The following is a 26,521-nucleotide window of genomic DNA, read 5'->3' on the forward strand; positions in this document are numbered from 1 at the left end:
GGCAAATAAGATGCCGGGGTGCTGATTCCAAAAGCCCAACTCACCTCTTCCCCGTCAAACACTCCATCAAAACTCGCGCAAGCTGCGGTCGATCAAAGTTATCCGGCAAAGCGGTTGTCACCCCCGAGGAAGACTCTCCTCCCATAACCACCAAACAGGTTTTTTGAGTGACTTGATCCTGCTTGAGGATACTTACCAAATCCCCAACCGACATTCCCGGTAAGGTATTGTGAAATAACACCACATCCGGTGCTTGGGTACGCGCCATAAATATGGCCTCAACAACATCTGCGGCCACAGAAAGCTGTACTTGCGGCGCCCCCTGCAAAAGTTTTTCCACCCGAGCCACACTTTCAGGGCGGTTATCCACTAGCAGCAATATACAGTCGGGTAATGTTGACGGGGCATCAACAGAACTTGCAAATGACAGGAAAGACTCCGCAGCATCAACCATTGGGAATTCAACCCAAAATACCGACCCCTGCCCTTCCTGACTGTCAAAATCGATCCGCCCCCCCATCGCCTCCGCCAGACGCTTGGCAATTGCAAGACCGACACCCGTACCCTCGATATGCCCTTTTTCCTCCCCCAGACGGTTAAAGGGCTCAAAAACTTCTTTGCGCCTCTCTGCTGCAATCCCCTTGCCGGTATCCAAAATATTCAGCCTCAACCAGCCATCGGCCTGCGGCGTAAAATTAATAATGACACGGCCATTTTCACGATTGTATTTCACCGCGTTGCCCGCCAGGTTCAATACAACTTGCTTATAGCGCACAGGGTCCGCACAAATATAAGCGGACTCCCAGCCAAGAGGCTCAAACATCAAACTGACACGACGGGTTTCAGCCAGGGGCTCGAGCAAACGTTTACATTCTGCAACCAAATCAGCCGGCCGAATCAATTCCATCGAGGGGCCCAAACGCCTACTGTCGATTCTGGCCAGCTCCAATACATCGCCGACCAAATGCAATAAATGCTGCCCCGCGCGACGAATTTCTGATAAGCGCTGACGTTGGTCTGCGTTGAGACTCTGATCTAATTCGACAATTTGGCTGTAACCTAAAATTGCATTAAGTGGCGTGCGTAATTCATGGCTCAGGCTAAACAATAAATCTGCCCGATGCGCATTTTCCTCCCGCTGCAACTCCAGCTCCCGCTCCATTTGCGAAAGTCTTTCCCGGCTGCGGCTGACGTCTTGTAAAACTCCCAAAACCCGCACGGGCTGACCGCGACTATTTAATTGGGCCTTACCGCGGCAGCGAACCCAAACCACACTGCTATCCGAACGCCAGATGCGAAATTCCACATCGAGCGATAACCCCTCGCGCACATGATCCCGCATGGACTGCTCAACCCGAGGGAAGTCCTCCGCTAAAATTCGAGCCTTCCACTGCTCCGCGGCTGAAATACCGATACTGCGTATCGGGCTCACTTCGTAACCCAGAATCCCCCAGCAGGCATCATCAAGCACCATTTCATCTGCGCGTAGATCCCACTCCCATAAACCATCGCCAACTCCAGACAGTGTTTGTAAGGGGCGCTCGCCAGGCAGGTTGGATAGGTAGCGCTGGGCCAAGGTTTCAGTGAAGTCAGCGCAACTTCCAATCACAACAAATCCACTGTCATCCTCGAGGTTTATTGCGCGTCCCCGCAATCGTAACCAGCGCAGCTGACCGAAACTGTCGTAGGCCCGAAAAGTAGTATCGAAGTATCCACCTTTGTTAGTAAGACGACGCCGCACAGTGATAATTCGATCCCGCTCATCAGAGTGAACCGAACGCAATTCATCACCCGTCCACAGGGAAGTCAAAGAGAGTTCTGCAGTTTCTGCAAACAGGAGCCAAATTTCACCCTGAGCACGCTGGGCACCGGAATCCGGATGCCACTCCCACAACCCGCAATCTGAATCCAAAAACAAATCTTGCAAACAAGCGGTATGACGAGGCAGGCGCGATGCATCCAAAGAAGAGAGCTCATCGCTGGTTGCCAACTGGAACACTACGCTGGACGGATTTGGGGTTAGTGACTCTGACACACAGGGCTCGACTATCGAAATTAGCTCATTAATTACCTGGCTCATGCATCCTTGCCATAAAAGAGAGCCTCTCTCCCGGGGCCGTCAAATTTGGGGACGCCTTGGGAGACCCTAAACTAAAGCATTATGAGCTTTGCGCAAAGTGCGGGCAAAAAAAAGGCCCCGCAATGCGGGGCCGTAATCAGCGATGATGAGAGAAAACGGGAAGTCACCCAGTGTTAATGGTTTGCCATAACCCTAAGAAACTCTCCCGAAATGCGGGTCCTTTGCCCCGCACCTTTACCAATGCAACCCTTATGCCAACTTTTAAAACAGCGTTTTTTAAGGCCTTAGCTTTCATACTCCAGCGCTTCTGTGGAATAGCGAACCAATGCGATCCTTCAGATGGCCAAAATGCACCAAAACAATGCATTCAAGTGAAAAGCTACGAAGAGAAAGTAAAATCTGGCCAAAGGAAATACTTTCACCCCTATCTCAAAATAGTCATGGGCAATACTCAATAAAGGGGGCCTGCTATGAACGCAACTCCTCTAAGTTCCAGCAATCAGCGAAAACGTTTTTGGATTCCCACAATTTTATTTGCCAGCACAGGTTTGTTAGCACTTACCGCAGTACCGATTTATGGATTTGTCTACGGGTACCACTGGTATCAATGGCTTGCATTTGCCATTTTTGGTGCACTTTGCAGCTTTTCTATAGCAGCAGGAAATCACAGGTTGTGGTCACACAAAAGCTACGAAGCCCACTGGTCAATTCGACTTTTATTTATTTTATTCAGTGCGGCAGCCATGCAAAACACCACTTTAAATTGGTGTGCAAGCCATAGATACCATCACCAATTTATCGACGATAACAATCGAGACCCCTATTCAGCAGGGCGCGGCTTCTGGTTCTCCCATATGGACTGGATGATGCACGAATATCCCAGCAGTTATCTCGATTACAAAAATGTTAAGGATCTTCAAAGGGACGAGTTGGTAATGTGGCAACACAATAACTATGTTCCCATCATTATCGCCATGAACCTTGGCCTACCTATAATCTTGGGGATCATTACTGGAGACGTTCTCGGTATGATTTTACTGGCCGGAGTATTGCGCCTTGTGGTTAATCATCACACGACTTTTATGATTAACTCATTTGGGCATTTATGGGGCCGGCGCCCCTATAAGGGATCAATCAGCGCAAGAGATAACGCTTTCCTCAACCTATTTGTATTTGGCGAGGGTTATCACAACTATCACCACACCTTTCAGATAGATTATCGAAGTGGTATTCGCTGGTTCCAGTATGACCCTACCAAATGGTTGATCAAATCATTGAGCCTTGTTGGACTCACCTATAATTTAAGGGTTGCTCCACCTATTCAGATCCAAAAAGTAAAGGTAGAGCAGCTTTTCAAACAAGCCAGGGAGAAAATTGAAAAGATTAAAGATAAAGAGAGCTGGCAAGAGGTTCTGGAAAGTGAGGCTCGTGGATTCGCCAAGTTATTGAAGAACTGGAAATCCCTTCAATTTTTACGCCATGGAGAAAAACATGGTCAGCCACCCAGCGAGTGGGAACTCACTTCGATCCAAACGAAAATCCAAGAACTTGAATATGGACTCAAAATGCAAGGAAAACGCCTAAAGGTTCTAATTGAAAAAATTCGACCAAGCGAAGGAGCGGCCACTCCCTAACCAGACAATAGGTATTGCTTCGCAAGATAATAAAATCGATAAACTATTAGCGGGCTTTCCTAGTCGCTGGCAAATTTGCGCATGGAAAATGCCACCCGTTCATCCACATTTTTCCTGAACATTTCTTCATCAAATTTTTCGATAAAGCCCAAGCGCTCGCGCAAGCCAACACCGTTGGCGATTTGGATTGCCAATCCCGGGCGCGCATTAGCCTCCAATAAGAGGGGGCCACGTTCACGATCCAGGACAATGTCACAGCCTAAATAACCCAGCCCAGTCATTTCGTAACAGCTTGCCGCCAAGCGGACCAACTCGTACCAACCCGGTACCTGCAATGCATCGAAAGGCACTTCAGTATCCGGGTGCTGGTCAATTCGCAACCCGCGCATTACCGCATGACAACTTTTGCCCGTGGCCAGGTCGATACCAACACCTACAGCGCCCTGGTGCAAATTGGCTTTACCATCTGAGGCGTGGGTTGAGCAGCGCAGCATGGCCATCACCGGATAACCGCGAAAAACAATAACCCGCACATCAGGCACACCCTCAACAGAGTAGCGATCGAAGACCGGGTCAAAGTCCACCAGGGCCTCCACCATCACCCTGTCGGGTTTGCCACCGAGACTGTATAGGCCGCTGTGAATATTGCTCACGTGCCGCAAGATATCCAGCGCATCAATTTCAGCACCGGATATCTTTTTATATTTGTCGCCATTGCGACCGGCAATAACGAGAATACCTTTACCACCCGAGCCCCGTGCCGGCTTGATTACAAACTGCCATAGAGGGTCAATCACCTCCATAACTCGCTTGCGGCTGGCAGGGCTTTCAAATGCCTCGATCAACTCGGGCACAGGAATTCCCGCTTTTTTAGCCGCGCGCTTAGTGTTTAGCTTGTCGTCGACGATGGGATATTTTTTGCGGTCGTTATAGCGCGCAATATAGTCAATATTACGCGCGTTCATCCCTAACACCCCCATGCGGCGCAGGGTCAGCGGAGATACCACTCCGCCGCGAACTTTATTGAAGATATGCTTAACTGAAAACTGCAGCATAACGCCCCCTAGCGAACCAGCGGACGGAAACGCATCAACTCACTGAGTCGATATCCGGTGTAGTTGCCCACCACCAGAATAAAGGCCAGCAATACCAACAGTAACTCGGGGAAGTTGAACGTCCAATGCTCAATATAGCGGTTGGTCATTACCCACCAAGCCAGTATCGCCACTAACAAACTGCCCCCGGACTGCACCACCACTTCGTAGGGGCCATCCTCCTCCCACACAATCGACATACGCTCGATAGTCCAGGCAAGGATAATCATCGGGAAGAATGTCACTGTGAGAGCCTGCTCAATGCCCAGCTTATAGCTGACCACACTGATTGCCCCCATTATTATCACCACCGTCACCACGACGGCGGCGATCCTCGATACCAATAGCAAATTGAGCCTACTGAGATAGAACCTCACCCAAAGGCCGAGGATCAGGATCAAAGTAAAAATCGCTAAACCGGTAATCAGCTGGGTTTCGATAAAGGCAATTGCCAGCAGTACCGGCATAAAGGTACCGGAGGTGCGCAGACCTACAAACACACGCAGCAGCACCACCACCAGGGCCCCCACAGGCACCAGCAGAATCAGCTTGAAAATACTCTGCTGCTCAATGGGCAAACTGTAGATCGAGAAATCCACCAGCGCATCTTTCTCATCTTTGGTGCTGCGCATAGAGACATCGCGAGCGGGGACATCATTGGCAATCACAGAGAAAGTCACTTGGGAGTTACGACCGCCCTCAAGATCTAAAAGACTCTTGCCGCCGCGCTGCCAAATAAAGAAATTTTCCGGCACACCAGGCTGGCCACTGCTGGGTTCAAACACGATCCAACGCTTGCCATCATAGACCTCAAGCAGATCTTCTGGAGATAGTCGACGTCGATCATCCTCCAGGTAGAGGCCGCGAATACGGTGGGCGGGGATATCGGCTGTGGCCAGTACAAGCAAGGCAACATCCACAAAAGAGCGGTCAGCGTAATGACGGAAGATCAGGTTGCGATCCTGATTTTCATCGTCATTCAATTCGAATAGTAACTGGGTAGTGAGAGATTCCACATCAGAAGAGCGCTCGCGGGCCTGTTCAACCAGGGAGTAAATCGCCAAGCGTACCGCTTCTTGCTCACGGGCCCCCAGGAAGGGTTTTTGTATCTCAGTGCTCAGATCCAGAGGCTGCGCCAGCGCGGCACCGGGACGCTGGTAGACATCCAGCTGATAGAAGAGAGATTGGGGGCCTCTTGCGGCCCGGCGAGACCAAATGGCCCGATAGGCATCATCTTCTCTCGCGATATAGAAACCAAAACCGGAGGAACTGAAGGTCTCCCCCAGTATTTCCATATTGCGCTGTTCGCGCGGGAGGGTCAGTGCGGCCTTTACCGGACCGCCATCGGCATCGAAACCCACTTTTGCTTCGATAGTCCACACGGTGCGGTACTCACCCGGCAACAGCGGAAAACCCAACTCAAGGTTTTTATAGGCGGTCAGGCCTGCTCCTACCAATGCGAGTAACGCCGCAATTACATAAACTTGGACACGCGGCGACATTCGCCATTCCCCGTAACTCTGAGGTCCCAATTAGGAACCCAATTGGATAACTGGCCTATTTAACCCCGTCTATTTGGGGTTGGCCCTGGACATTGCGCCGGCTCACATCGACAACAGCGGCATCTTTGAGGAAGTTGCGTCCCAGCAGCATCAATAAATCAGAGCCGCCCTCATCGGTCAGGTTAACTTCGACTTGGTGGGTTATACGCCCAACAGTCAGGTTAAGCTCCACTACCGGCCTGCGCTGATTATCAAAGCCCAGGCGCTCCACTCGAACATGGCGTTTTATCGGCAGCTCTACCGAGACCGGGTCCATTTTGCTCGACTGAACAATCTGGAACCTGATCCAGTCCCTGCCATCCCGCTCGAAAGGAGTCAGCTTCCTGACCCGCAGTGTGGAGGTTGGTGAACCTGTATCGACAACGGATTCCAGGATCAGGCCGGGAGGCTCTATGGCCACTTCTTCTACCGATCCCAAAACCAACTTATCTTTGGCAACGGGCACTTCGACTACTTTTTCTACAGTTCGTTCGATTACCCGCTCAACAACCTTCACTTCCGGTTCCGCACAAATCACTTCCGCAGGCTCTGGGCACTGCATCGCAGAATCTGGTGATTCTACCGGTGGTGCAACTTCCGCTGGTTGAGCGGCCCTGTCCCGCCCCGGATACATCAGTGACTCACAACCGGCGAGCACCGAAAGCGTCAACATTAACCACAGAAGGGAAAATCTCTGCATACCGACCAATTACCTCAAGCCCCATTAGCAATGCCATTCGGACCGCTACAAACGCGCGGTGTTCGCTTATCTGACGGAGAAATTGCTCCCCGCCTCAGGCAAAAGGTCGATATTAGCTCATGAGCGCGGCCACTGCACAGCGATGTCCGCTGAGTCGCGGGACTCAACACTAACAATGTGACATGCCGCCCAGAGTGATTGAGAGCACTGGGCTCTGGGGATCAGAAGCTGGTTAGCCCTGCTGCAGGCGCTGGTCGATAGTTTCCAAAATAGCCAGCAGTGCCGCAGCATCATCCCGCCCCTTGAAGAACTCTTCGGCAACCGGAGCAATACCACACTGGCCCGGTAGGGGCATCTCCCCTTCAATCAGGACCTGCATACGCGGCAAAAAAATAAATTGAAGCCACTGGGGCAAGGTCAAAGTATCCACACAAAATGGCTCGGTGCTGGCCAGGGCTTCTGCGGGTGGCGCATTATCCTGCCAAACCTGCAGGCTGCGCAGTTCAGATTCAAGGAACAGGAGCTGATCAGCGATTTCAGAATAAATAGGTTGCATAACTCATAGAACCTTCACATTTACAGCCGTGATAATACGCAATAGCCACCTGCCCAATCTGAGTAACAGCGCAAATACGACTAAAGATTTTCTAAATTTTTCGATTAAAGGGCGGCAGTGAATTGAGTATTGCCTGACCATAGCGACGGGTAACCACTCGGCGATCCAGCAAAGTGACTGTGCCGCTGTCCCCTTCTGCCCGCAGTAAGCGCCCGCAGGCCTGCACCAATTTTAGGGCTGCATCCGGCACTGTGATTTGCATAAATGGATTGCCGCCCTTAGCTTCAATCCACTCCGCCAGCGCCGCCTCAATCGGATCATCGGGCACCGCGAAAGGCAGTTTCGCAATAACCACGTGGCGGCAGTAGTCACCAGGCAAGTCCAATCCCTCAGCAAAACTTGCAAGCCCGAACAGGATACTGCTGCCACCGCCATCGATAATCTCACGGTGGCTATCCAGCAACTGCTGGCGGGATTGCTGCCCCTGCATCAGAATTCGGTTGCGCCAGGTACCAGGGAGCGCCTCGTAAACCGTCTCCATCTGGCGCCGGGAGGAAAACAGCACCAGAGCGCCACCCTCCCCTTTCAATAGGTCTGGCAACGCATCGATAATGGCGTCTGTGTGTTGCTCTGCATTGCCCGCATCTACAGCTTCCGGGGGCACTTGCAGTGTTGCACGGGAAAAATCGAAAGGACTCGGCACCACCTGATAGCTGGCATTGTCTGGAGTACCGGCACGCATTTGCAAACGATCAAATTTCCCCAAAGCTGTGAGTGTGGCCGAAGTCAGTACCGCGCCGTAACAGCGGCGCCACAAGCTGTACTCCAGGGTTTTGCCTGCGAGTATCGGTGAGCTGCAAACCTCAAAATCTGTGGAGCCGCCCCAGTCCACCAGGGTGACCCAGCGCGCCTGGGGCAATGCGCCATCAGCATCGGCACGGGCGTAATTCGCCCACAACAGAAGATTGGCCTCAGCGCGCCCATGCCAACTGCCCAACTGGGGGTACCAGCGCTCCAGATCTGCCAGGGGTACCGGCGAGTGGCCGTCCTCCATCATGCGTTGGGCGGTCTGCAACATCTTGCTGAGCAGGCTTTCCAACTCATCAAAGTCTTCCCGCAGCTTTTCCGCCAGCTGCGACATGGAATCGGGGATTACCCCACCTTCAAAGCGATGGCGGGTGGTATTGCCCCGCTCATCTTCAAATTCACACAACTCTTCAATCAGCGGCCACATCTGCTCCAACCCCTGCTTGGCAGAGGTGAGAACCGCCGGCAGCTGCTCGCCGCAGCGGTCGATCTGGGCGCCGTCACCAATCTCACCCAGCATCTGCCCCAGGGCCTTATTGGTTTGATCCAACCAACCGGTAGAAGCCCCGACGCGACTGTGGTGAGAGAAATGATTGAGAGCCTTTTCCGGTAGATGGTGGGCTTCATCCAGTACATAGATAGTCTCTTCCGGGGGCGGAAGAATTGCGCCACCACCCAGGGCCAGGTCCGCCAGCAACAGGTCGTGGTTAGCAACTATCACCTGTGTCTTGCCCAGGCTCTCTCGCGCTCGGAAGAAGCTGCAATTGGTGACATGGGGGCAGCGGCGGCCACTGCACTGGCGATGGTCAGTGGTAACCCGACTCCAATCATCCGTCTCGATCGTATCCGGCCAGTTATCCCGATCGCCATCCCAGGTACCCGATGTCAGGCTATCCGTCATCTTCTGGTAGAGAGCGACACTCTCCGCTTCCACCTGCGGGAGCTCATCCTCATAGAGACCAAGGGAAAGGCCAGTGCCGGAGGCAGAAAAGCTGGACAAGAGTTGATCCAACTTGGATAAGCAGAGATAGCGGCCACGGCCCTTCGCCAGGGCAAACTCAAATTTGAGCCCGCTGTGACGAGCAACTTCTGGCAGGTCCTTGTGGATAATCTGTTCCTGCAGGGCCACCGTGGCGGTGGATATCACCAAGGTCTTGTCCTGGGCCTGGGCCAGGGGAATAGAGGCGAGAAGGTAAGCAACGGTTTTACCGGTACCCGTACCCGCTTCAACCACACAGATATGCTCGCCATCGGTCTTGTCGCTATCGCGCTCACCACTGGCATTCTGGGTGATAGAACCCAGGGATCGGGCAATGGCGGCTACCATCAGCTTCTGCCCATAGCGGGCTTTCAGCCCTCGGCCGGACAGAAATTGGCTATAGGCGCCCTGAATGGCGCTTTTGTGTTTTTCGTTGAGCACGGGGGTGAGGTCTATTCGCTAAGTGGCTGGCGCAGGGGGCGCTATTATCCACTAAGCGCCCTCTCCCCACCAGCATCTGAACTCAGCGGGCCTCACTCATAGGCGAGGCGAGATACCACGGGGTTAGCGTAGGCCTGAATAGCCTTGTCGCGCCAGCGCTCATCGACCCGAGCCATGCGCGCTTCAAACTTCTCCCGCTCTTCTTTATGTGCAGCGGGGTCCCAGGCTTTAGCCGGATATCCCACCGGTAATTGCGGAACCTCACCGTAAACTATCTCGTAGGCAATCATATTGGATGGATGCAGTGTGTAGTTGCCGATAACTTGTCGATCTATTTCTTCAGCCAGGCTGTTTACATCGTTAAAATCACCTTCAATCGGCGTGCCGAAGGTGGCATGTACACGGCCTTTGTGACCGACAATGCCCTTACCAATCGAGGCCAAGTCCTCGTTTTTACCCTTCTTGTACTCGTCCTTGTGCTCGGTAACGTAAATTTCCTTGGCCTTTTGTGCATCACAGGGGTCCCATTCGTAGGAAATAGACACCGGAACAATATGCAACTTGCGCCAAAAATCGGCAAAGGGCGTTTCCCGGTCCTTAGTCATGGCGAACATGGCGCAGAGTGCTGGATTGGTGCGATCCAGGCCATCTTTGGCGCGCCCGGAACGCTGTGCGATCCACACATGCTCGTTATCGTTGACGATGGAGTGATAGATGTAATTGGACAACTGGGTTGCTGCCTGCAGCTTTTCCCGACGACTGCCAGAACTGCGCACCACGGTGAAGCACTTGTTCAACTTCATCAGGTCGCTGGCAAACTGCTTGCTGAGCAGATTGTCTCCAATCGCAATGCGGGAGGTCTCATGCCCTTCGCGGAACATCGCCTGAATCATCAGCGCCGGGTCCATAGCGATGTCGCGGTGATTGCTGACAAACAGGCAGGCGCGATCCCTGGGCAGGGTGTCCAGACCAGAAATGCTCAGGCCGGAGGTGGTGCGCTTGATCACCTTCTCCATATATTTGCCGACAATCTCTTGAAGATCCCGCACATTGCGAACATTGCGCAGTTCAAAGCGCAGAAACTGACGTACCAACCAGGCGACGGCGCCCTCCAGCTGAGCCAGTTTGGGGACAAGGAAATGCGCAGCTGCGTGGGACATTTCCGGGTCGGCAATTAGCCTTTTGATAACCTCGCGCACTTCATCATCGCGATAGGGGCGCATATCCTCGAATTGAGAGGGGTCTAACTCACTTGCTCTCATGAAATACTACCTGTCGGGCCTGCCTCAGACGGCCCGCACTTATTTATTTTGCGGCTGGGTCAGCCGGGACTACTGGGCGCAGAACATACCGGAAGCGTCGACGAACTGCCAGCACTGGACCCGACCAGATAGTTGACCGCAGTGATAAATCCGGTTTCGACGACCAAGTCAACGCCAAAATACAGCGATGGTGCGATGATACAAAGTGGACTTCACCGCCCCAAGCTATGAGAATAAGGCTATTAACCGCCGCCGACGGCAAAACAACGATAACGAATACGGCGCTAGCCACGCAGTCAAGCAGGAGTTCACCTTGTCTCAATCCAACCCCAGCTCAGAGCCGCGCGCTCCCAGCTTAACGGACGCCCTGATCCCTCTCGGGATTCTCGTCGCCCTGTTGTCACTATCCGTATATTTCTACGGTGCAGACTCCTCCTACGGTCCCAATCAAATAGCGCTACTGCTCTGTGCCTGCGTTGTGGCCCTAATGGGGATGAAGAACGGACACAGCTGGAACGACATGGAAGGTGGGATGCTCCATGGCATTGGCCTGGTATTTGGCGCTATTCTGATCCTACTGTCTGTAGGTGCACTTATCGGTAGCTGGATTCTGGCCGGCACAGTGCCTTCAATGATCTATTACGGCGTGCAGATTCTATCGCCACAGTGGTTCTACGCCGCCAGCTGTATTATTTGTGCCGTAGTAGGACTGAGTATTGGCTCCAGCTGGACCACAGCGGGCACCTTAGGTGTGGCACTGATGGGAATTGCCGGCGCTCTGGGCCTATCCCTTGAGGTCACTGCCGGAGCCGTAATCTCTGGCGCCTACTTCGGCGATAAGATGTCTCCGCTATCTGACACTACCAACGTGGCCGCAGCGGTAACATCCAATGATCTGTTTCAGCATATTCGTCATATGATGTCCACAGCGATCCCGGCCTTCGCGATCGCCCTGGCAGTTTTCGCTTTCCTGGGTTTTACCTCTGAAGCCAGTTCTGCGTCCGCAACTGATATCGAATTATTGCTCACCGCGCTTAGCAGCGAGTTCAAAATTTCCCTGGTTAGCTTGCTGCCTTTGGTCTTGCTGCTAGCAATGGCTTGGCGCAAAGTCCCCGCTTTCCCAACATTGATCATTGGCTCCCTGGTTGGCTGTGCCATCGCACTGATTTTCGAACCGGAAGCCGCCCGTCGCCTCGGTGGCGGTGAAGGTGCTTTGGCCCCCCTGAAGGGCGCCTGGTACAGCCTGTTCGATGGCTATAAGTCCACTTCCACCAACGAGAACGTGGCTGAACTGCTGTCCAAAGGCGGTATGAGCAGCATGCTCAACACCGTATGGCTAATCACCTCCGCCATGGCCTTCGGCGGCGCAATGGAGCGGGCCGGATTCCTTCAGGTCATCGTCCAGGGAGTTTTGTCACTGGTTAAAACAGTGGGCGGCCTGGTAACTGCCACCGTCTTCACCTGCTTTGGAATGAACCTGGCCGCAGGCGATCAGTACATGGCGATTATTATTCCGGGCCGTATGTTCCGCGAAGCCTTCAAGGAAAAGGGCCTACACGGGCTTAACTTGTCTCGCACCCTCGAGGATTCCGGCACCATCACCTCTGTGCTGATTCCCTGGAATACTTGTGGTGCCTTTATGGCGGCAACACTGGGTATTGCTACCTGGGAGTATTTACCTTTTGCCCTATTCAATATTATCTGCCCTCTGTTGGCGATCGCCTATGGCTGGCTGCACTTTAAACAGAAGCCCATTTCTGTAGCGGCTACGGCATCTTAAGGAAATAGACAAAACCCCTATGAGTGAAAGCGGTACCCTAAGCGCCCTGATCGAGCAGGCTGACTTCAAATTGCGCTGGTTCAATCTGGGCCGGCGCTTGCAGTCGGTTTCGAAATCCACTGCGGCATCCTTCGAAGCAGGTCTGGCTCCCTGGCCACACCCATACTTGCGCCAGGCTTGGACGGGCCTGCTGCTGCAACCAGCCGAAGGCGGTGAACCCATCGTCTGGTTCCTGCGCTTTCCGCTGGACGAGCAGGGCAAGCTGCAACTTCAAGCCCGAGATGGATTACTTCGCGCTCTGGCACAGGAACTCAAGCAGGGACCCGCTTCTGAATCTGCTGCGCAGCTGGACCAGCTGCTGCAGCAAAGTGGCTTGCTGTTTACCCCATCAACTGAGCGGCAGGCAGCATTTCACTCCCAAACAGCGCTTCTGCTGGGCCGCCAGCCCAGCGAACATTACGAGCCTGTCCTGCGCTATTTTGGCGACCCGGAAAATCACCGCTGGGACAACCTTGCGCTGCAAGGGATTGCCGACTTGGCCGTGCGCTGGGAAAAAGAAAGCACTTTGCTAATGCGCCAGATTGGAAAAGTCGCGGCTCCGGTTTTTATTAACATTTGCCATTGCCTGGAAAACCAGCCGGTCGACCACCGTCTTGCAGCAGCCATTATTGAGCGAGCAGAGCAAGAACTGACCGCAAACACGCCGGATATCTCGGTGGCCGCTGCTGCTATCAGGGGTATCTCTCACTCACCAGCCACAGGATTGAGACAGGCATTTATACAGTCACTTTTGGCTGAAGATGCCAGCAACCGGAATAAAGAAGTCCTGGCCGCAATAGGCAGTCGCTGCGTCCAAGATTTGGAAGGACAAGAATTGGCCGCACAGTGGGTTGGCAAGCTGGCCGATGCCGCTGACCAGCAGACTTTTAACTTACTGCTTTCCGATTTAATGTTCATTCCGAAAGTGCGGATCGCCCTATTGAGTGCTCTCCGTGACCCGGCAAGAAAAGAAAGTCTCGCAGTAGCCTTTGGCAATTTTTTGCACGGACCCAAACCGACACACTGAAGGCCTAAAGATAACGCCTCAGCTGGTGCTCCCTCACCCATTAAAGCTACTTTCACGAGTGAGAATTTTTAACAGAAAAAACTCTTACTCGTGAAACCATTTTCTTTGCATCGCAAAAAAACTCCCCAATCCATCAAGCGGCATTGTCAGCCACAATAATAATTCTTAGAGTCTGCCTCAAAACTGGCGCGATCAGTTTCAGCGCGTAGATTAAACAACCGAAATTCACCATAAAAAATGGTCAGCACAAACCACATTTTTTAAAAAAGCCCTTATTTAAGTAGTTTTTTAAAATAAATTGGCGCACCTCTTTTCATAACTTGATCATTGACAGACATTTAAACCCAACGCCTATTACACTCAAATAGGCGGTACCTTTGTAGAACAGATTTTACAAAGCTGACCAACAGGTGACGTTTTATTGGCTATGCTAATGGCTAACATCAACGGAAAGGAGTTAGGGGATGAATTTCACTCCAGCCAAGTACTTAATTGGAATTATCAGTGCACTGGTTCTTGCAGGTTGCTGTAGCCCTCCGGCACCTCCAGCTTACTGCCCACCCGGCGCTGAACAAATTCCTCTATCCATGGCTTGTCCTGCAGATGCCGACTGCTGGATGGCTTCCGACAGAGTGCGCTGCATGAAGGTGGTCAAGTAAAATCTTTTTCTTGCCCGACAGCGTGGTGATTCATACTAAATGAAGTTTTGACCAAATCACCGCTGACAGACACCCGATTTACAAAGCCTTATTTAGTATGGATCACCACAAAATGCCGCTCTAACGAGCGGCATTTGTCTTTCCCCACACAGTTCCTTATCTCGAAACATTCCCTGTAATAGACTGTGATGCCCGCGGCGCTGGCCCGGCAAAGAAAATGCCGTTAGCATTGCCGCCCAGAAATAATAAATAAAATTTGATTTGTGTACGTTTTAGCCAAGTGGCAATAAAAAGGCTCAGAAGAGAACAAACCGAATACCATGACTAGTGAAACCCTGGCTTTAAGCCGTGTAGCGGCAATCTCACGGTTGAAGTCCCATTTTGACCAACATAAGTGGTCCTTGAGAGAGCTGTTTGCAACGGATCCCCAAAGGACAGATAAGTTCAGCTCAGACGCAGCCGGAATCTATCTGGATTACAGTAAGAACCACTTGCGTGAAGACACCCTTAAGTTGCTGTTGGAATATGCAGAAGAGCAGGGTCTGAACAACCAAATTACTGCGCTAGTGAACGGGGCCATTGTCAACAATACCGAACACCGCCCTGCCCTGCACACCGCACTGCGATTTCAGGGGCAACCGAAAACTGAACAAGAGCGGGCGGTAAAAGATTGCCGCGAGCAAATGAAACAGTTTGCCGAATCGGTGCACAACCATAGCTGGCGCAGCTTCTCAGATAAACCGATCCGCCATATCGTGAGTATCGGTATCGGCGGTTCCGACCTGGGTCCGCGCATGGCGGTAGAGGCCCTCAGTCCTTGGCACAAAGACTCTATCGATGTGCACTTTGTAGCAAATATCGATGGCGCAGACCTTAGCGACACCTTGGCTGGTATCGATGCGGAAGAAACCCTTTTTGTAATTGCTTCCAAGTCCTTTTCCACCTTGGAAACCCGTGAAAATGCGCTGTCCGCACGCCGTTGGATGTTATCTGCCGGTTGCGATGAGTCGCAGTTGGCCAAACACTTTGTTGCGGTGAGCAGTAATATTACTGCTGCTCAGGATTTCGGAATTGCTCCTGAGAATATTTTCCCAATGTGGGATTGGGTGGGTGGTCGCTACTCACTCTGGTCTGCTATCGGCCTGCCCATTGTTCTTGCTTGCGGCTATGAAGTTTTTGAACAGCTTCTGCAAGGCGCCAATGCAATGGACCAGCACTTCGCCACTACTCCACTGGAGTCCAATCTACCCGTACTGATGGCGTTGACCCAGTTCTGGTATCGCCAGTGCTGGCATACGACCAGCCATGTCGTGCTGCCCTACGCGCAGCGCCTGGCCCGATTCCCCGCCTGGTTACAGCAGCTGGATATGGAGAGCCTGGGTAAAAGTGTCGACAAGGACGGGCAGGCGCTGGGCTACCCCAGTGGCAGCGTTATCTGGGGCAGTGAGGGTACGAATGGCCAACACTCTTTCCACCAATTATTGCACCAGGGAACCGACCTTATTCCAGCAGACTTTATCGCAGTCAAGGAACCGACGTCTGAACTCCTCGAACAGCACCGCTGGCTGCAGGCCTGTTGTATTAGCCAGAGCCAGGCGCTACTGCGAGGCAAAAGCCTGCATGAGGCCCGCCAGGAGCTGGAAGAAGCTGGTCACACTCATCGTGAGGCCCACGCCCTAGCCCCACATAAAGTAATCCCTGGTAATCGCTCCAGCAACACCCTGATTCTGGAAAAGTTAGATCCTTTCCACCTGGGCTCGCTCCTGGCACTGTACGAGCACAAGGTCTACGTTGGCGGCTGCCTGCTGGGGATCAACCCCTTTGATCAGTGGGGCGTCGAACTTGGTAAGCAGTTGAGTTCAAAAATCCATAAGGCTGCCAAGGGTGAAATTCCTCAGGATGACTGGGATAGTTCAACCCGCAGCCTGATGAAAAAGCTGCTCTAAACTCTACAAAAAAGGCCGCACTAATTAGTGCGGCCTTTTTTGATCTTTGCTAAGGACATCGTTAACTGGATGCAGAGCCCCGCTTCAGCATTGGCTCAATTAGATCCAGTGGCAACGGAAATACAATTGTAGAGCTGTTATTTGCGCCGGCAATATCAATCATGGTTTGCATATATCGCAAAGTAATCGCGTTGGCATTTTTCGATAATTGATTCGCTGCCTCAGTCAGCTTTAAAGCCGCCTGCGCCTCCCCCTCTGCGTGTATAACTTTAGCCCGCCGCGCGCGCTCCGCCTCTGCCTGCTGTGCGATAGCCCGCACCATACTTTCATCAAGATCGATATGCTTAATCTCTACATTAGTAACTTTTACACCCCAGGCATCTGTTTGCTCATCGAGTATTTTTTGGATATCTACATTTAGCTTGTCTCGCTCACATAACATCTCATCCAGCTCGTGCTTACCCAGTACCGAACGCAATGTAGTTTGCGCTAACTGGCTTACAGCCTCGTGATAAAATTCCACATTAATAATTGCAGACTGTGGATTAATTACCCGGTAATAAACCACTGCGTTGACTTTTACTGAGACATTATCCCTGCTGATAACATCCTGGGTGGGTACGTCCATCACCACAGTGCGCAGATCCACGCGCTCCATAGTTTGAACAATGGGAATGATTATAATCAGTCCTGGCCCTTTCACTGTTTGGAAACGCCCCAGGAAAAATACCACTGCGCGCTCATACTCCCGCAAAATACGAATGGCATACATCAGTAGCAGTATGAGTGCGACTACCAGTATCCCAAAAAAATAACTGAGCATCATTGGACTCTCCTTAATCCCACCTTAACTGTTGAGCGCTGTCATTAGCTCAATTGATTGCCCTACCTATTCCACCTCTACCCGTAAAACCATGCCGTGTTGGGCCACTACTCTAACTTTCTGACCCACCTTCAGAGGCTGGTTACAGGTCGCCTGCCAAATCTCTCCATCGAGATGCACCAAGATCTCTGCGTCCTTAACTTCGCTTACCACCGCAGAGCGACCCACAAAAGCCTGGTCTGCCGGGACTTTCGGCTGGCGTAAACTGCGTCCAACAGCGGTCAACAACATCAATAAAAAAACACCACTTACACCGGCAATAGCCCCAATCAGCTGTTTGGAAACCTGCATTCCCGGCACATCACTATCAATAAGCATTACAGAGCCAATCACCAATGCAACAATTCCGCCGATCCCCAGGGCACCAAAACTCGGCATGAAAACCTCTGCCACAATCAGCAATGCGCCAACAATAATTAATGCAAGACCAGCGTAATTAATCGGTAAAACTTGCAAGGCATAAAATGCCAGAAGCAGGCAGATAACACCAACAATCCCGGGAACAAAAGCACCGGGGCTATAACCCTCAAAAATAAGCCCATAAATACCCACCAATAACAAAATATAGGCCACTTGAGGATTGGTAATCAGGGCCAGTAATTCATTGCGCCAATCCGGCTCGTAACTTTCACTTTGCAACTCGGCAATATTTTCCGGAATCGTATAATCACCGGTATCGAGTAATACTTTTCGACCGGCAACCTGGCGCAATAAATCGTCATCATTATCCGCAACAATATCGATAACATTCATTTTTAACGCTTCCGGAGCTGTCAGGGTCGCTGCTTCGCGTACAGCTTTTTCCGCCCAGTCTGCATTGCGCCCATGGCGCTGTGCCAACCCTCGGATAAACGCGACAGAGTCATTAACGACTTTGCGCTCCATGGCCGTTCCCGCAAGCGGTTTTTCTTTTTCTTCATCCTCTCCGTCTTCCGCCTTTTCTTTTTTCTCTTCCTCCTGCTTTCCTCCCGGCATAGGTGTGCCCTGAGGTCCGCCAATCTGCACTGGCGTAGCCGCTCCCAAGGTGGTAGCAGGAGCCATAGCGGCGATCTGGCTGGCATAGAGAATATAAGTTCCCGCACTGGCAGCGCGCGCGCCGGAGGGGTAAACGTAGGTGGCAATAGGGATAGGAGACGCAAGGATATGTTGGATGATATCCCGCGAAGCCGCATCCAACCCCCCAGGGGTATCCAGATGCAGAATCACCAACTCTGCGCCCTGGTCCACAGCCTCCTGCGTAGCCCGCTTGAAATAATCAGTCGTCGCGGGACCTATGGCCCCATCAATTTTGAGTATGGCTACATGGGGAAAGGGCTCTTCCTGGGCGGCACTTTTGTACACAAAAAGGCTGAGCAGCAGCGCCAGGAAAACCAGGCTGCGAAAGAACAAAATGGGCGAAATCTGCTTCGACATGCATCCATCCCTGATGCGACATCTGGCTCAACGCCAATATTTGGATATTGAGTGCCACAGCGAAAAAGCAAAATCACTTTAGCATTCACGACACCCTAAACCGGAAACAAAAAACCCCGGCTAATTCCATCAGATTAACAGAATTAGCCGGGGCCTTGTTTATTTCCACCGGGATTTACGCCCAGTTGAGTAGTTTTATACCCGATTGCGTCGGCTATACCAGTTCACATCGCGGGAATATTTATCTACCTGATTCTCAACACCCAGCAACATAGCAAACAGAGCCATACGCACCAGCAAGCCATTGTCGGTCTGGCGGAAAATCGCCAGGCTCGGATGTTCATTCAGGTCGGTATCCAGTTCATTCGCCTCTGCCCGTGAATCCCGTGGCAGGGGGTGCATAATTACCGTGTTAGGCTCTGCGTGGCGGGTAAAAATAGCCTTATTCAGGCGGAAGCGCCCACGGTAGCGGTTGGCCTCTTCCTGAGAGGCGAAACGCTCTTCCTGGATACGGGTGGAGTAAACAATATCCACATGGGAGATAGAGGATTCCAGCTGATCAGTAACCGTCACCTCGTGCCCGGCCCCGCGCAGCATCTCCACAATCATTTCCGGCATGGCCAGTTCCGGTGGAGAAACCAGGGTAATCTGCACCTTGCCAAACAAACACAGCAGTTTGCACAGGGAGTGCACCGTGCGGCCGTGCTTGAGGTCGCCGATCATGGCGATACGAAAATCATCCAGGGTGCGACCGTGCGCGGCCAGCTCCTTGCGAATGGTGTAGAGATCCAACAGTGCCTGGGTGGGGTGCTCATTGGCGCCGTCACCGCCGTTGACCACCGGCACACGACTCGCTTCAGCAAACTCAGCCACCGACCCTTCTTTTGGGTGGCGCATACAAATCACGTCGCTATAGCCCGATAGCACTCGGGCGGTGTCGTAAAGGGATTCGCCCTTTGCCATAGCGCTGGCAGTAATTCCTACCGTTTCACGTACAGTACCGCCCAACAGATTAAAGGCGGCTCCAAAACTCAGGCGAGTACGAGTGCTCGGCTCCATAAACATATTGCCGAGAATCGCCCCTTCCAATACACGCGTTACCTTTTCACGCTGTGCATAGGGGGTCATGGCGTCAGCTACATCAAATACGCGCTCTATGTCGGCGCGCTCAAATTGGCTGACCGACAGAATATTGGCTCCGATAAAGTCCATGGTTACTCCAGTGGTTGCGCCTTTTGGGCGCCGGGTATTCGCGAGCGGCATTCTACTCGGGCACCAGGAAAGAGCCCAGTGGAAGAACGGCCGCTGACGTGATTCGACACATTAGGCGAGTAAGCTATCGCCCCAGTTCTCCAGCTCTGTGATCAGGGAGATGCGCTCCGGGTTCTGCACCCGCAGCTCAGACAGCTGGCGGAAATAATCTTCCAGGGTGATTGAGGCCCCGGCAGTAGCGTCAGTTAAGCGCTGGAAACACCAGATCTGCCAGCGCTGGTGCTCTTCCTCAGACAGGGTCTCGGGGAAATTGCGCGCCCGCATACGGAATAGCAGCTCGGGTAAGCGCTTATCGGTGAAAGGCACTTCACCCGCCAAAGCTTCCGGACCTCGGGTCGCCAGTCCACGGTGCAGTTCACGGCAGATATCGCGGTCAGAGTCGCTGAGGAATCCACCGTAAAGGTCCGCTTCCACATCTCTCTCAGGGAATTCCCGATCCAGGAATACGTTGTGCAGCTTTTCTGTCAAATCGATATCTTTGAGCTTCTGCCAGTTCGCCTCACAGGTTGTGCGATCGATACCCAGCTCAGCGGCACGCTTGTCATCCAGCATATTTGCAGGCGCCAATACCGGGCACTTGTTCAAATGCACCAGTTTCAGCCCTACCGGCAACTCGCCCTCACCCAGCTTGTCGCGAGAGGTGTACAGGCGCTCTCGCAGAGTGTCTGCATCCAGGCTGAGTAATGGCTCGGGGTCCATCGCCAGGTTGGCAACAATAACCGCATTGCGGTTAACCGGGTGACTGGCCAAGGGCATCACATAGGTCAAGTGACCATGATTAGCAGAGACCTTGCCGGAAATATGCAATAGCGGACGGCGCTCGGGCATATCGATCATCTTGGCGGCCTCCTGCTTGCGGCGCAGGCGGAACACATAGTCGTACAGCTTTGGTTGCTGTTTGCGGATCAGCCTCGCCATATCAATGGTGGCGTGCACATCCGACAGCGCATCGTGGGCGCCCTCATGGGAGATCCCATTGGCAGCGGTCAATTCTTCCAGGCGGAAGGACGGCGCACCGTCCTCACGGGTGGGCCACTGGATTCCCTCTGGGCGCAGGGCGTAGGTGAGGCGCACCATGTCAATAATGTCCCAACGGCTGTTGCCGGAGCGCCATTCCCGTTCATAGGGATCGAGCAGATTGCGATAAAGGGTGTAGCGAGTTACCTCGTCATCAAAACGCAAACTGTTGTAGCCCACCCCACAGGTGCCCGGCGCACCCAGTTCGGCGAGGATGCGCTGGATAAACTCTATTTCCGGCACTCCATTGGCCAGGGCTTTCTGCGGGCTAATGCCAGTCACCAGGCTCGCCATCGGCTGCGGCAGGCAGTCCACTGAAGGGCGGCAGTAAATCATCAATGGCTCGCCGACGATATTCAGTTCTTCGTCGGTCCTGATACCGGCAAACTGCGCCGGCTTGTCGGCACCCGGGTCTGTACCCCAGGTTTCATAATCGTGCCAATAAAGTGTGGTAGAACTCACGGTACCTCCATAATTTGGCGGCATCATACCACCGAGAACCTCCTCGTCTGGACACCCAAGTCGAGATTTCGAGCACTCCGGACCAACTCCTTTGCCAACGCTGGTTGCAAAGCCGCCACCGCCCATTAAAATTCGGCGTTTCCACGAATTTAAGACAGCACTTCACTCTATGAATATTCGCCAGCTCCTCACCGACAAATTCCAGGCCGCCATGCTCGCCGCCGGTATCCCCGAAGAATGCGGCCCGATTGTGGCACCTGCGAAGAAAGCCGGATTTGGCGACTACCAGGCCAATGGCGCTATGGGCGCTGCCAAGCGTATGGGCACCAACCCGCGTGAGCTGGCTGGCAAGATCCTTGAGCAGCTGGATAAGGGCGCTATGATCGAAAAGGTCGAAATCGCAGGCCCCGGTTTCTTGAATATTCACTTGAGCGAACAGTGGCTGAGCCAGCAGCTATTGGCCGCCCAAGGCGACAAGCGCCTGAATATCGCCTCGGTTGAAGAGCCCAAGACCGTAGTCATCGACTATTCCCATCCCAACCTGGCCAAAGAAATGCACGTAGGCCACCTGCGCACCACCATTATCGGTGATGCCCTGGCACGACTGTTGGAGTTCCAGGGGCACAAAGTAGTTCGCCAAAATCATATGGGCGACTGGGGCACCCAATTCGGCATGTTGCTGGCACACCTTTCCGACAAACTGGCAGACAGTGATGCAGAAGTGGCACTGGCCGACCTGGAAGTCTTCTACCGCGAAGCCAAGGTTCGCTTTGATGATGAAGAAGGCTTTGCCGATCGCGCCCGTGAATACGTTGTAAAACTGCAAGGCGGAGATGAGCAGTGCCTGAAACTGTGGAAGCAATTTATTGATATCTCTATCAGCCACTGTGAAGAAATCTACTCCAAGCTGAATGTCACCCTCAAGCAGGAAGACGTTTACGCTGAAAGCCAGTACAACGATGATCTGCCGGTGCTGGTAAAAGAGCTGCTGGATAATGGAATCGCCGTTGAAGACCAGGGCGCGATTGTTGTTTTCCTGGAAGAGATGGCCGATAAGGAAGGCAACCCCAGCCCGATGATTATCCAGAAGAAAGGCGGCGGCTATCTGTATGCCACCACCGACTTGGCCGCTATCCGCTACCGCGCCAACCAACTCAGTGCCGACCGTATCCTATATGTTGTTGATGCTCGCCAATCCCTGCACCTACAACAGGCCTTTGTCGCCTCACGCAAAGCGAGCTTCCTGCCGGAGTCGGTTTCTCTTGAGCATTGCGCTTTTGGCACCATGATGGGCGACGACGGTAAACCATTTAAGACCCGCACCGGCGGCACCGTAAAACTGGCAGCCCTCCTGGATGAAGCAGTAGAGCGTGCAGAGAAACTGGTGGCTGAGAAAAACCCGGAGCTGGATGAAAAAACCTGTGCAGAAATTGCGCGCAAGGTGGGCATCGGTGCGGTGAAATATGCGGACCTAAGCAAGACCCGCACTAACGATTATATCTTCAGCTGGGAATCCATGCTGAGCTTTGAGGGCAATACCGCCCCCTACCTACAGTATGCTTACACCCGCGTACGCAGTATTTTCCGTAAAGCCGGTATTGAGCCGAGCGAGCTCAAGGGCGATATCCAACTGGAAAGCCCACAGGAACGCGCCCTGGCAATTAAACTAAGCCAATTTGGCGAAGTACTGGACCAGGTAGCCAAAGATACCTTCCCGCACGTACTCTGCACCTACTTGTACGAACTGGCCAGCGCCTATATGAGCTTCTACGAAGCCTGCCCAGTATTGAAAGAAGGCGTAAGTGAACAGCAGAAGCACAGCCGCCTGCAATTATGTAATCTAGTGGCCAGCACTATCGCTACTGGCCTCGATCTGCTTGGCATTGAAGTGATGGAGCAGATGTAAATTGCTTCAGCCCGGTATCACCTTCTGTAACTTTTCAGATAGGCAAACCGGGCAGCATCCGGGTAGGCCGCCTTCAGTTGTGGCCTACCCAACCATCCTGCGCCATCTTTTATCCCACTCAGGCCACACGTTTCCCGCCAGCCTGACAAAAGGAAATCACCCGTGAAAATACTGATTACCGGCGCCTCCGGCCTATTGGGGCGCAGTGTATTTAAACAGCTTTCCAGCAATCCGATTTTTTCTGTTACCGGAACCGCCTTTTCCCGCGCGGGAGAAAATTTAATTCGCCTGGACTTGTCCGATAGCGAAGCGGTGAAGACCTGCCTGCAACAGGTTAATCCCGATATTGTCATTCACTGCGCCGCCGAGCGCTGGCCTGAGCGCTGCGCCGACAGCCCCGACACCGCCTGGCAGCTCAATGTCAGCAGCACGGAATTCCTGGCGAAATACTGTAACGAAAATGATACACAATTAGTGTATATCAGCACCGACTATGTTTTTGATGGCAGCACTCCGCCCTACAAAGCTGATGACAATCCCAACCCGGTTAACTTCTATGGCCGCAGTAAATTGGCAGGGGAAGAGGCCGTACTGAATAACGGAAACCACTGGGTATTGAGGTTGCCCTGGTTATTCGGGCCCGTTGCCTATCTGGAGGAATCCGGTATCACCGCCCTACTGGATACTTTGCGCGAGCAAAAGCCAGTCACGTTGGATCACTGGGCTATTCGTTTTCCCACCAGTGTTGAGGAAGTGGCTGAAGTATTGGAGCAATGCCTGCTAAAAATCCGTAGTGGCATCAATTTTGAAGGCATTTACCAGTGGAGTGGCGATACGGCCTGCACACGCTACGAGCTCGCACACATTATCGCCAAGGCTTGTAACCTGAATACTGCACACCTGAGCGCTGATAGTGAACCCAATTTCACAGTGACACGCCCTTACAATTGCCAGTTGGATAAATCAAAACTGACAGATATGGGGATTAACAGTAGCGAACCCCTGGAGCAACAGCTATTACGAAATTTAAAGCCATTTATTGAAGGCTGATTTAAATAGCTTTCAGACAAAGCGCTACAGGGAAGTATCGCTGCCGGCCATGTTCCGGCTCACACCTGTGTAATACCGTTAACTCATACAACAAATGGTGCTACAAGGTGGCAATCGAGTAGATCAGGGAAGAGCTATTGGATTGCCGAGTAAAACCACTCGAATATTTAGGGAAGGATAAATGAAATTAAAACACTGGTTCTCTGCAGGAGCTCTGGTACTGGGCAGCCTAACTACATTGGCTTCTTGCAACGCGGATAGCGGACCTCACAGCAAGAAACCACACCAGGCCATCAAGACTGAAAACGCCCAACCCATTATCTGGATTGGCGACTTCAATAACTTTGATGATGCCGTAGCACTGATGCTAATCGCCAAAGACCCACGCTATACCCTGGAGCTGGCTGTCGTTGAGGACTCTTTCAATACCGTAGCGCACGGGGCCAACACTGTTTACAACATCCTCGAATGGCTGGGAAATAACGATACCCAGGTTATTCGCGGAGCCTACTTTGCCACAGAGGAAGTCGCCTACGGCGCAAACGGCAAAGCTTCAGTATCTCCGGTAAATGACGATAAGGCCGTTCTCGGCAGAGAAGACTATCAACTACCCAACTCCTCCGATTTCTCCACCGGTACCTGGAACCTGGAGCGCCGCAACGCCATGGGTATCAATCTCTACGGCCAGTATGTACCCGGCCCCTGGCGTGACAACGGCTCCACCTTATATGGAACTGACCACCTAATCCCGCGCGCCAAACAGGAGCACTACCGCTACCAAGGTAACAATGGTGTCTCCTTCAATTTTGAGCTGGCCGAAGACATTATCCTGGAAACGATGGATAACCTGGAGCAACGCCCAATAGTTTTCAACACCGGTAAACTCACCACCCTGGCCCGGGTACTTGGCAAAGCCAGCGAAGAACAGCTGGCTAAAATTGACCGCGTTATTATGATGGGTGGTGGCTTTGAGAATTATGAGCCGTTTACAGAGAATCACGAAGCAGCCTGCTTTGGCGATAAATCTAGAAATCTGGGCGGCAATATTTTCTCCCACCCCAGCTTCGGCTGTGACAGCGACTTCAGTACCCATCAAGAGTTCAATATTCTGCTCGACCCACTGAGCGCACAATGGACCTTCGACGCCCTGAGTGAAAATAGTATTGAAACCTACCTGGTTCCGACCAACTCAACCGATATGGCCAAAGTACAAGGCAGCACCATCGAAGCCCTCGCAGAGCGCCGCGCAACTCCGGAAGCCTGCTACACCTCCCAACTCCTCAGTTCCATTCGTGAATTTGAGGGTGGGGATTTCCAAGGTAATGGTGACTTCGCCATGGATGCCGTTATTCGCCTGTGGGATATTATTGCTGCGCTGGTACTACTGGAGCCTGAAACCTTGGAAATGGAATTAGTGCCCGGCTATATCACCGTCGATCAACTAGATGCAGGCCTAGCCGATAGCACAACACCTTATGATCCGATTACCTTTGACCCAACAGTAGGGAAGACTACTTTTGCTGAGACCGGTGAGGGCTTGGCAGTAAATGTGGTTATGGGTATAAACCACGATGCTGCGCGCTCAGCGATGATTGAGCGCTTGCGTGACCGCTTTAATGCTGCGCGGAAGGCGCCTAGATGCCGTGTTAAGTAATAATAAACGTTACCACGTCTGATGCAGAGGAGCCTTTTATGTATTTGTAGTCTACGCAGATACTTAAATAGGCTCCCAAATAAATGAGAGGTTGAGCACACTTACACACTTACACCGATTGAAAGAACATAAAATAATTTATGTAGAATGATAATTGCAGCCAACTAAAAATACATCTCCCAAACGAATCATCTAGAAAGCTGAAATCCCTTTATCGACAAACAAATAATTGGATTACCCATAACATTGGGCAACAGAATAGAGAACTAAATTAAATGACTCTTTATTAATAATCGAAAATTATGGTTTTAAGAAGGCA

At 52.4% G+C, this 26,521-nt stretch carries 19 protein-coding genes; 8 read left to right on the forward strand and 11 right to left on the reverse strand.

The window, feature by feature from the left end; all coding sequences use genetic code 11:
• Positions 1-40: 40 nt before the first annotated feature.
• Positions 41-2,080 (reverse strand): ATP-binding protein, encoded by a 2,040-nt coding sequence (locus ACJJIR_RS17165; protein ID WP_444906256.1) that lies wholly within the window; start codon positions 2,078-2,080, stop codon positions 41-43.
• Positions 2,081-2,550: 470 nt separating this feature from the next.
• Here ACJJIR_RS17165 and ACJJIR_RS17170 point away from each other — a divergent pair, with 470 nt between their 5' ends.
• Positions 2,551-3,714 carry an acyl-CoA desaturase gene (locus ACJJIR_RS17170; RefSeq protein WP_444906257.1) on the forward strand — a complete coding sequence of 388 codons (1,164 nt, stop codon included), beginning with the start codon at positions 2,551-2,553 and terminating at the stop codon, positions 3,712-3,714.
• A 59-nt stretch (positions 3,715-3,773) separates the two neighbouring features.
• Here the strand turns inward: ACJJIR_RS17170 and ACJJIR_RS17175 are convergent, their stop codons facing one another.
• The 6 genes from ACJJIR_RS17175 to ACJJIR_RS17200 form a co-directional block, all read right to left on the reverse strand.
• A complete protein-coding gene (locus ACJJIR_RS17175) occupies positions 3,774-4,769 on the reverse strand; it encodes an alpha-L-glutamate ligase-like protein (RefSeq protein ID WP_444892899.1) in 996 nt (331 codons plus the stop codon).
• An 8-nt stretch (positions 4,770-4,777) separates the two neighbouring features.
• The gene (locus ACJJIR_RS17180) at positions 4,778-6,310 is read right to left on the reverse strand and encodes an inactive transglutaminase family protein (protein ID WP_108731979.1); all 1,533 of its coding nucleotides are present in this window, start codon (positions 6,308-6,310) and stop codon (positions 4,778-4,780) included.
• A 55-nt stretch (positions 6,311-6,365) separates the two neighbouring features.
• Complete coding sequence (locus tag ACJJIR_RS17185; RefSeq protein ID WP_413664553.1) at positions 6,366-7,049, reverse strand: ATP-dependent zinc protease family protein; 684 nt, start codon at positions 7,047-7,049, stop codon at positions 6,366-6,368.
• A 232-nt stretch (positions 7,050-7,281) separates the two neighbouring features.
• Entirely contained in the window at positions 7,282-7,605 is a 324-nt protein-coding gene (locus ACJJIR_RS17190; protein WP_282934088.1) for a YqcC family protein, read from the reverse strand.
• A gap of 91 nt (positions 7,606-7,696) precedes the next feature.
• Positions 7,697-9,832 (reverse strand): ATP-dependent DNA helicase DinG, encoded by a 2,136-nt coding sequence (gene dinG, locus ACJJIR_RS17195; protein WP_444906258.1) that lies wholly within the window; start codon positions 9,830-9,832, stop codon positions 7,697-7,699.
• 92 nt (positions 9,833-9,924) lie between these two features.
• Complete coding sequence (locus ACJJIR_RS17200; RefSeq protein WP_444906259.1) at positions 9,925-11,094, reverse strand: 1-acyl-sn-glycerol-3-phosphate acyltransferase; 1,170 nt, start codon at positions 11,092-11,094, stop codon at positions 9,925-9,927.
• Between the two features lie 313 nt (positions 11,095-11,407).
• Between ACJJIR_RS17200 and nhaC the strand changes: the two genes are divergently transcribed.
• From nhaC to pgi, 4 genes are all read left to right on the forward strand, one after another.
• On the forward strand, positions 11,408-12,874 hold the full coding sequence (gene nhaC / locus ACJJIR_RS17205; protein ID WP_444908431.1) for a Na+/H+ antiporter NhaC: 1,467 nt from the start codon (positions 11,408-11,410) through the stop codon (positions 12,872-12,874).
• Between the two features lie 19 nt (positions 12,875-12,893).
• Positions 12,894-13,940 (forward strand): DUF3549 family protein, encoded by a 1,047-nt coding sequence (locus tag ACJJIR_RS17210; RefSeq protein ID WP_444906260.1) that lies wholly within the window; start codon positions 12,894-12,896, stop codon positions 13,938-13,940.
• Positions 13,941-14,404: 464 nt separating this feature from the next.
• Positions 14,405-14,599: a hypothetical protein gene (locus ACJJIR_RS17215; protein ID WP_157533369.1), complete on the forward strand. Its 195-nt coding sequence runs from the start codon at positions 14,405-14,407 to the stop codon at positions 14,597-14,599.
• A gap of 320 nt (positions 14,600-14,919) precedes the next feature.
• Complete coding sequence (pgi, locus tag ACJJIR_RS17220; RefSeq protein ID WP_444906261.1) at positions 14,920-16,545, forward strand: glucose-6-phosphate isomerase; 1,626 nt, start codon at positions 14,920-14,922, stop codon at positions 16,543-16,545.
• Positions 16,546-16,606: 61 nt separating this feature from the next.
• Here pgi and ACJJIR_RS17225 read toward each other — a convergent pair whose 3' ends face one another.
• The 4 genes from ACJJIR_RS17225 to sbcB form a co-directional block, all read right to left on the reverse strand.
• A complete protein-coding gene (locus ACJJIR_RS17225; RefSeq protein WP_413664548.1) occupies positions 16,607-17,371 on the reverse strand; it encodes a slipin family protein in 765 nt (254 codons plus the stop codon).
• Positions 17,372-17,434: 63 nt separating this feature from the next.
• The gene (locus tag ACJJIR_RS17230; RefSeq protein WP_444906262.1) at positions 17,435-18,841 is read right to left on the reverse strand and encodes an NfeD family protein; all 1,407 of its coding nucleotides are present in this window, start codon (positions 18,839-18,841) and stop codon (positions 17,435-17,437) included.
• Positions 18,842-19,036: 195 nt separating this feature from the next.
• Positions 19,037-20,053, reverse strand: coding sequence for an aspartate carbamoyltransferase (locus ACJJIR_RS17235; protein WP_413664546.1), 1,017 nt, complete (start codon positions 20,051-20,053; stop codon positions 19,037-19,039).
• A gap of 111 nt (positions 20,054-20,164) precedes the next feature.
• Positions 20,165-21,619, reverse strand: coding sequence for an exodeoxyribonuclease I (gene sbcB, locus ACJJIR_RS17240; protein WP_444906263.1), 1,455 nt, complete (start codon positions 21,617-21,619; stop codon positions 20,165-20,167).
• A 142-nt stretch (positions 21,620-21,761) separates the two neighbouring features.
• Between sbcB and argS the strand changes: the two genes are divergently transcribed.
• The 3 genes from argS to ACJJIR_RS17255 all read left to right on the forward strand — a co-directional run bounded on the left by argS (position 21,762) and on the right by ACJJIR_RS17255 (position 26,202).
• Complete coding sequence (argS, locus tag ACJJIR_RS17245) at positions 21,762-23,498, forward strand: arginine--tRNA ligase (protein WP_444906264.1); 1,737 nt, start codon at positions 21,762-21,764, stop codon at positions 23,496-23,498.
• 162 nt (positions 23,499-23,660) lie between these two features.
• Positions 23,661-24,548 (forward strand): dTDP-4-dehydrorhamnose reductase family protein, encoded by an 888-nt coding sequence (locus tag ACJJIR_RS17250; RefSeq protein WP_444906265.1) that lies wholly within the window; start codon positions 23,661-23,663, stop codon positions 24,546-24,548.
• Between the two features lie 181 nt (positions 24,549-24,729).
• Complete coding sequence (locus tag ACJJIR_RS17255; protein ID WP_444906266.1) at positions 24,730-26,202, forward strand: nucleoside hydrolase; 1,473 nt, start codon at positions 24,730-24,732, stop codon at positions 26,200-26,202.
• Positions 26,203-26,521 lie beyond the last annotated feature (319 nt).

The sequence above is a fragment of the Microbulbifer maximicatervae (SeqCode) genome (assembly GCF_052467385.1).

What these genes read in the sequence shown, in the direction of transcription:
- ACJJIR_RS17165 (WP_444906256.1), bottom strand. Translation starts at nt 2,080, where the DNA reads ATGAGCCAGGTAATTAATGAGCTAATTTCGATAGTCGAGCCCTGTGTG.
- ACJJIR_RS17170 (WP_444906257.1), top strand. Translation starts at nt 2,551, where the DNA reads ATGAACGCAACTCCTCTAAGTTCCAGCAATCAGCGAAAACGTTTTTGG.
- ACJJIR_RS17175 (WP_444892899.1), bottom strand. Translation starts at nt 4,769, where the DNA reads ATGCTGCAGTTTTCAGTTAAGCATATCTTCAATAAAGTTCGCGGCGGA.
- ACJJIR_RS17180 (WP_108731979.1), bottom strand. Translation starts at nt 6,310, where the DNA reads ATGTCGCCGCGTGTCCAAGTTTATGTAATTGCGGCGTTACTCGCATTG.
- ACJJIR_RS17185 (WP_413664553.1), bottom strand. Translation starts at nt 7,049, where the DNA reads ATGCAGAGATTTTCCCTTCTGTGGTTAATGTTGACGCTTTCGGTGCTC.
- ACJJIR_RS17190 (WP_282934088.1), bottom strand. Translation starts at nt 7,605, where the DNA reads ATGCAACCTATTTATTCTGAAATCGCTGATCAGCTCCTGTTCCTTGAA.
- ACJJIR_RS17200 (WP_444906259.1), bottom strand. Translation starts at nt 11,094, where the DNA reads ATGAGAGCAAGTGAGTTAGACCCCTCTCAATTCGAGGATATGCGCCCC.
- ACJJIR_RS17210 (WP_444906260.1), top strand. Translation starts at nt 12,894, where the DNA reads ATGAGTGAAAGCGGTACCCTAAGCGCCCTGATCGAGCAGGCTGACTTC.
- ACJJIR_RS17215 (WP_157533369.1), top strand. Translation starts at nt 14,405, where the DNA reads ATGAATTTCACTCCAGCCAAGTACTTAATTGGAATTATCAGTGCACTG.
- pgi (WP_444906261.1), top strand. Translation starts at nt 14,920, where the DNA reads ATGACTAGTGAAACCCTGGCTTTAAGCCGTGTAGCGGCAATCTCACGG.
- ACJJIR_RS17225 (WP_413664548.1), bottom strand. Translation starts at nt 17,371, where the DNA reads ATGATGCTCAGTTATTTTTTTGGGATACTGGTAGTCGCACTCATACTG.
- ACJJIR_RS17230 (WP_444906262.1), bottom strand. Translation starts at nt 18,841, where the DNA reads ATGTCGAAGCAGATTTCGCCCATTTTGTTCTTTCGCAGCCTGGTTTTC.
- ACJJIR_RS17235 (WP_413664546.1), bottom strand. Translation starts at nt 20,053, where the DNA reads ATGGACTTTATCGGAGCCAATATTCTGTCGGTCAGCCAATTTGAGCGC.
- sbcB (WP_444906263.1), bottom strand. Translation starts at nt 21,619, where the DNA reads ATGATGCCGCCAAATTATGGAGGTACCGTGAGTTCTACCACACTTTAT.
- argS (WP_444906264.1), top strand. Translation starts at nt 21,762, where the DNA reads ATGAATATTCGCCAGCTCCTCACCGACAAATTCCAGGCCGCCATGCTC.
- ACJJIR_RS17255 (WP_444906266.1), top strand. Translation starts at nt 24,730, where the DNA reads ATGAAATTAAAACACTGGTTCTCTGCAGGAGCTCTGGTACTGGGCAGC.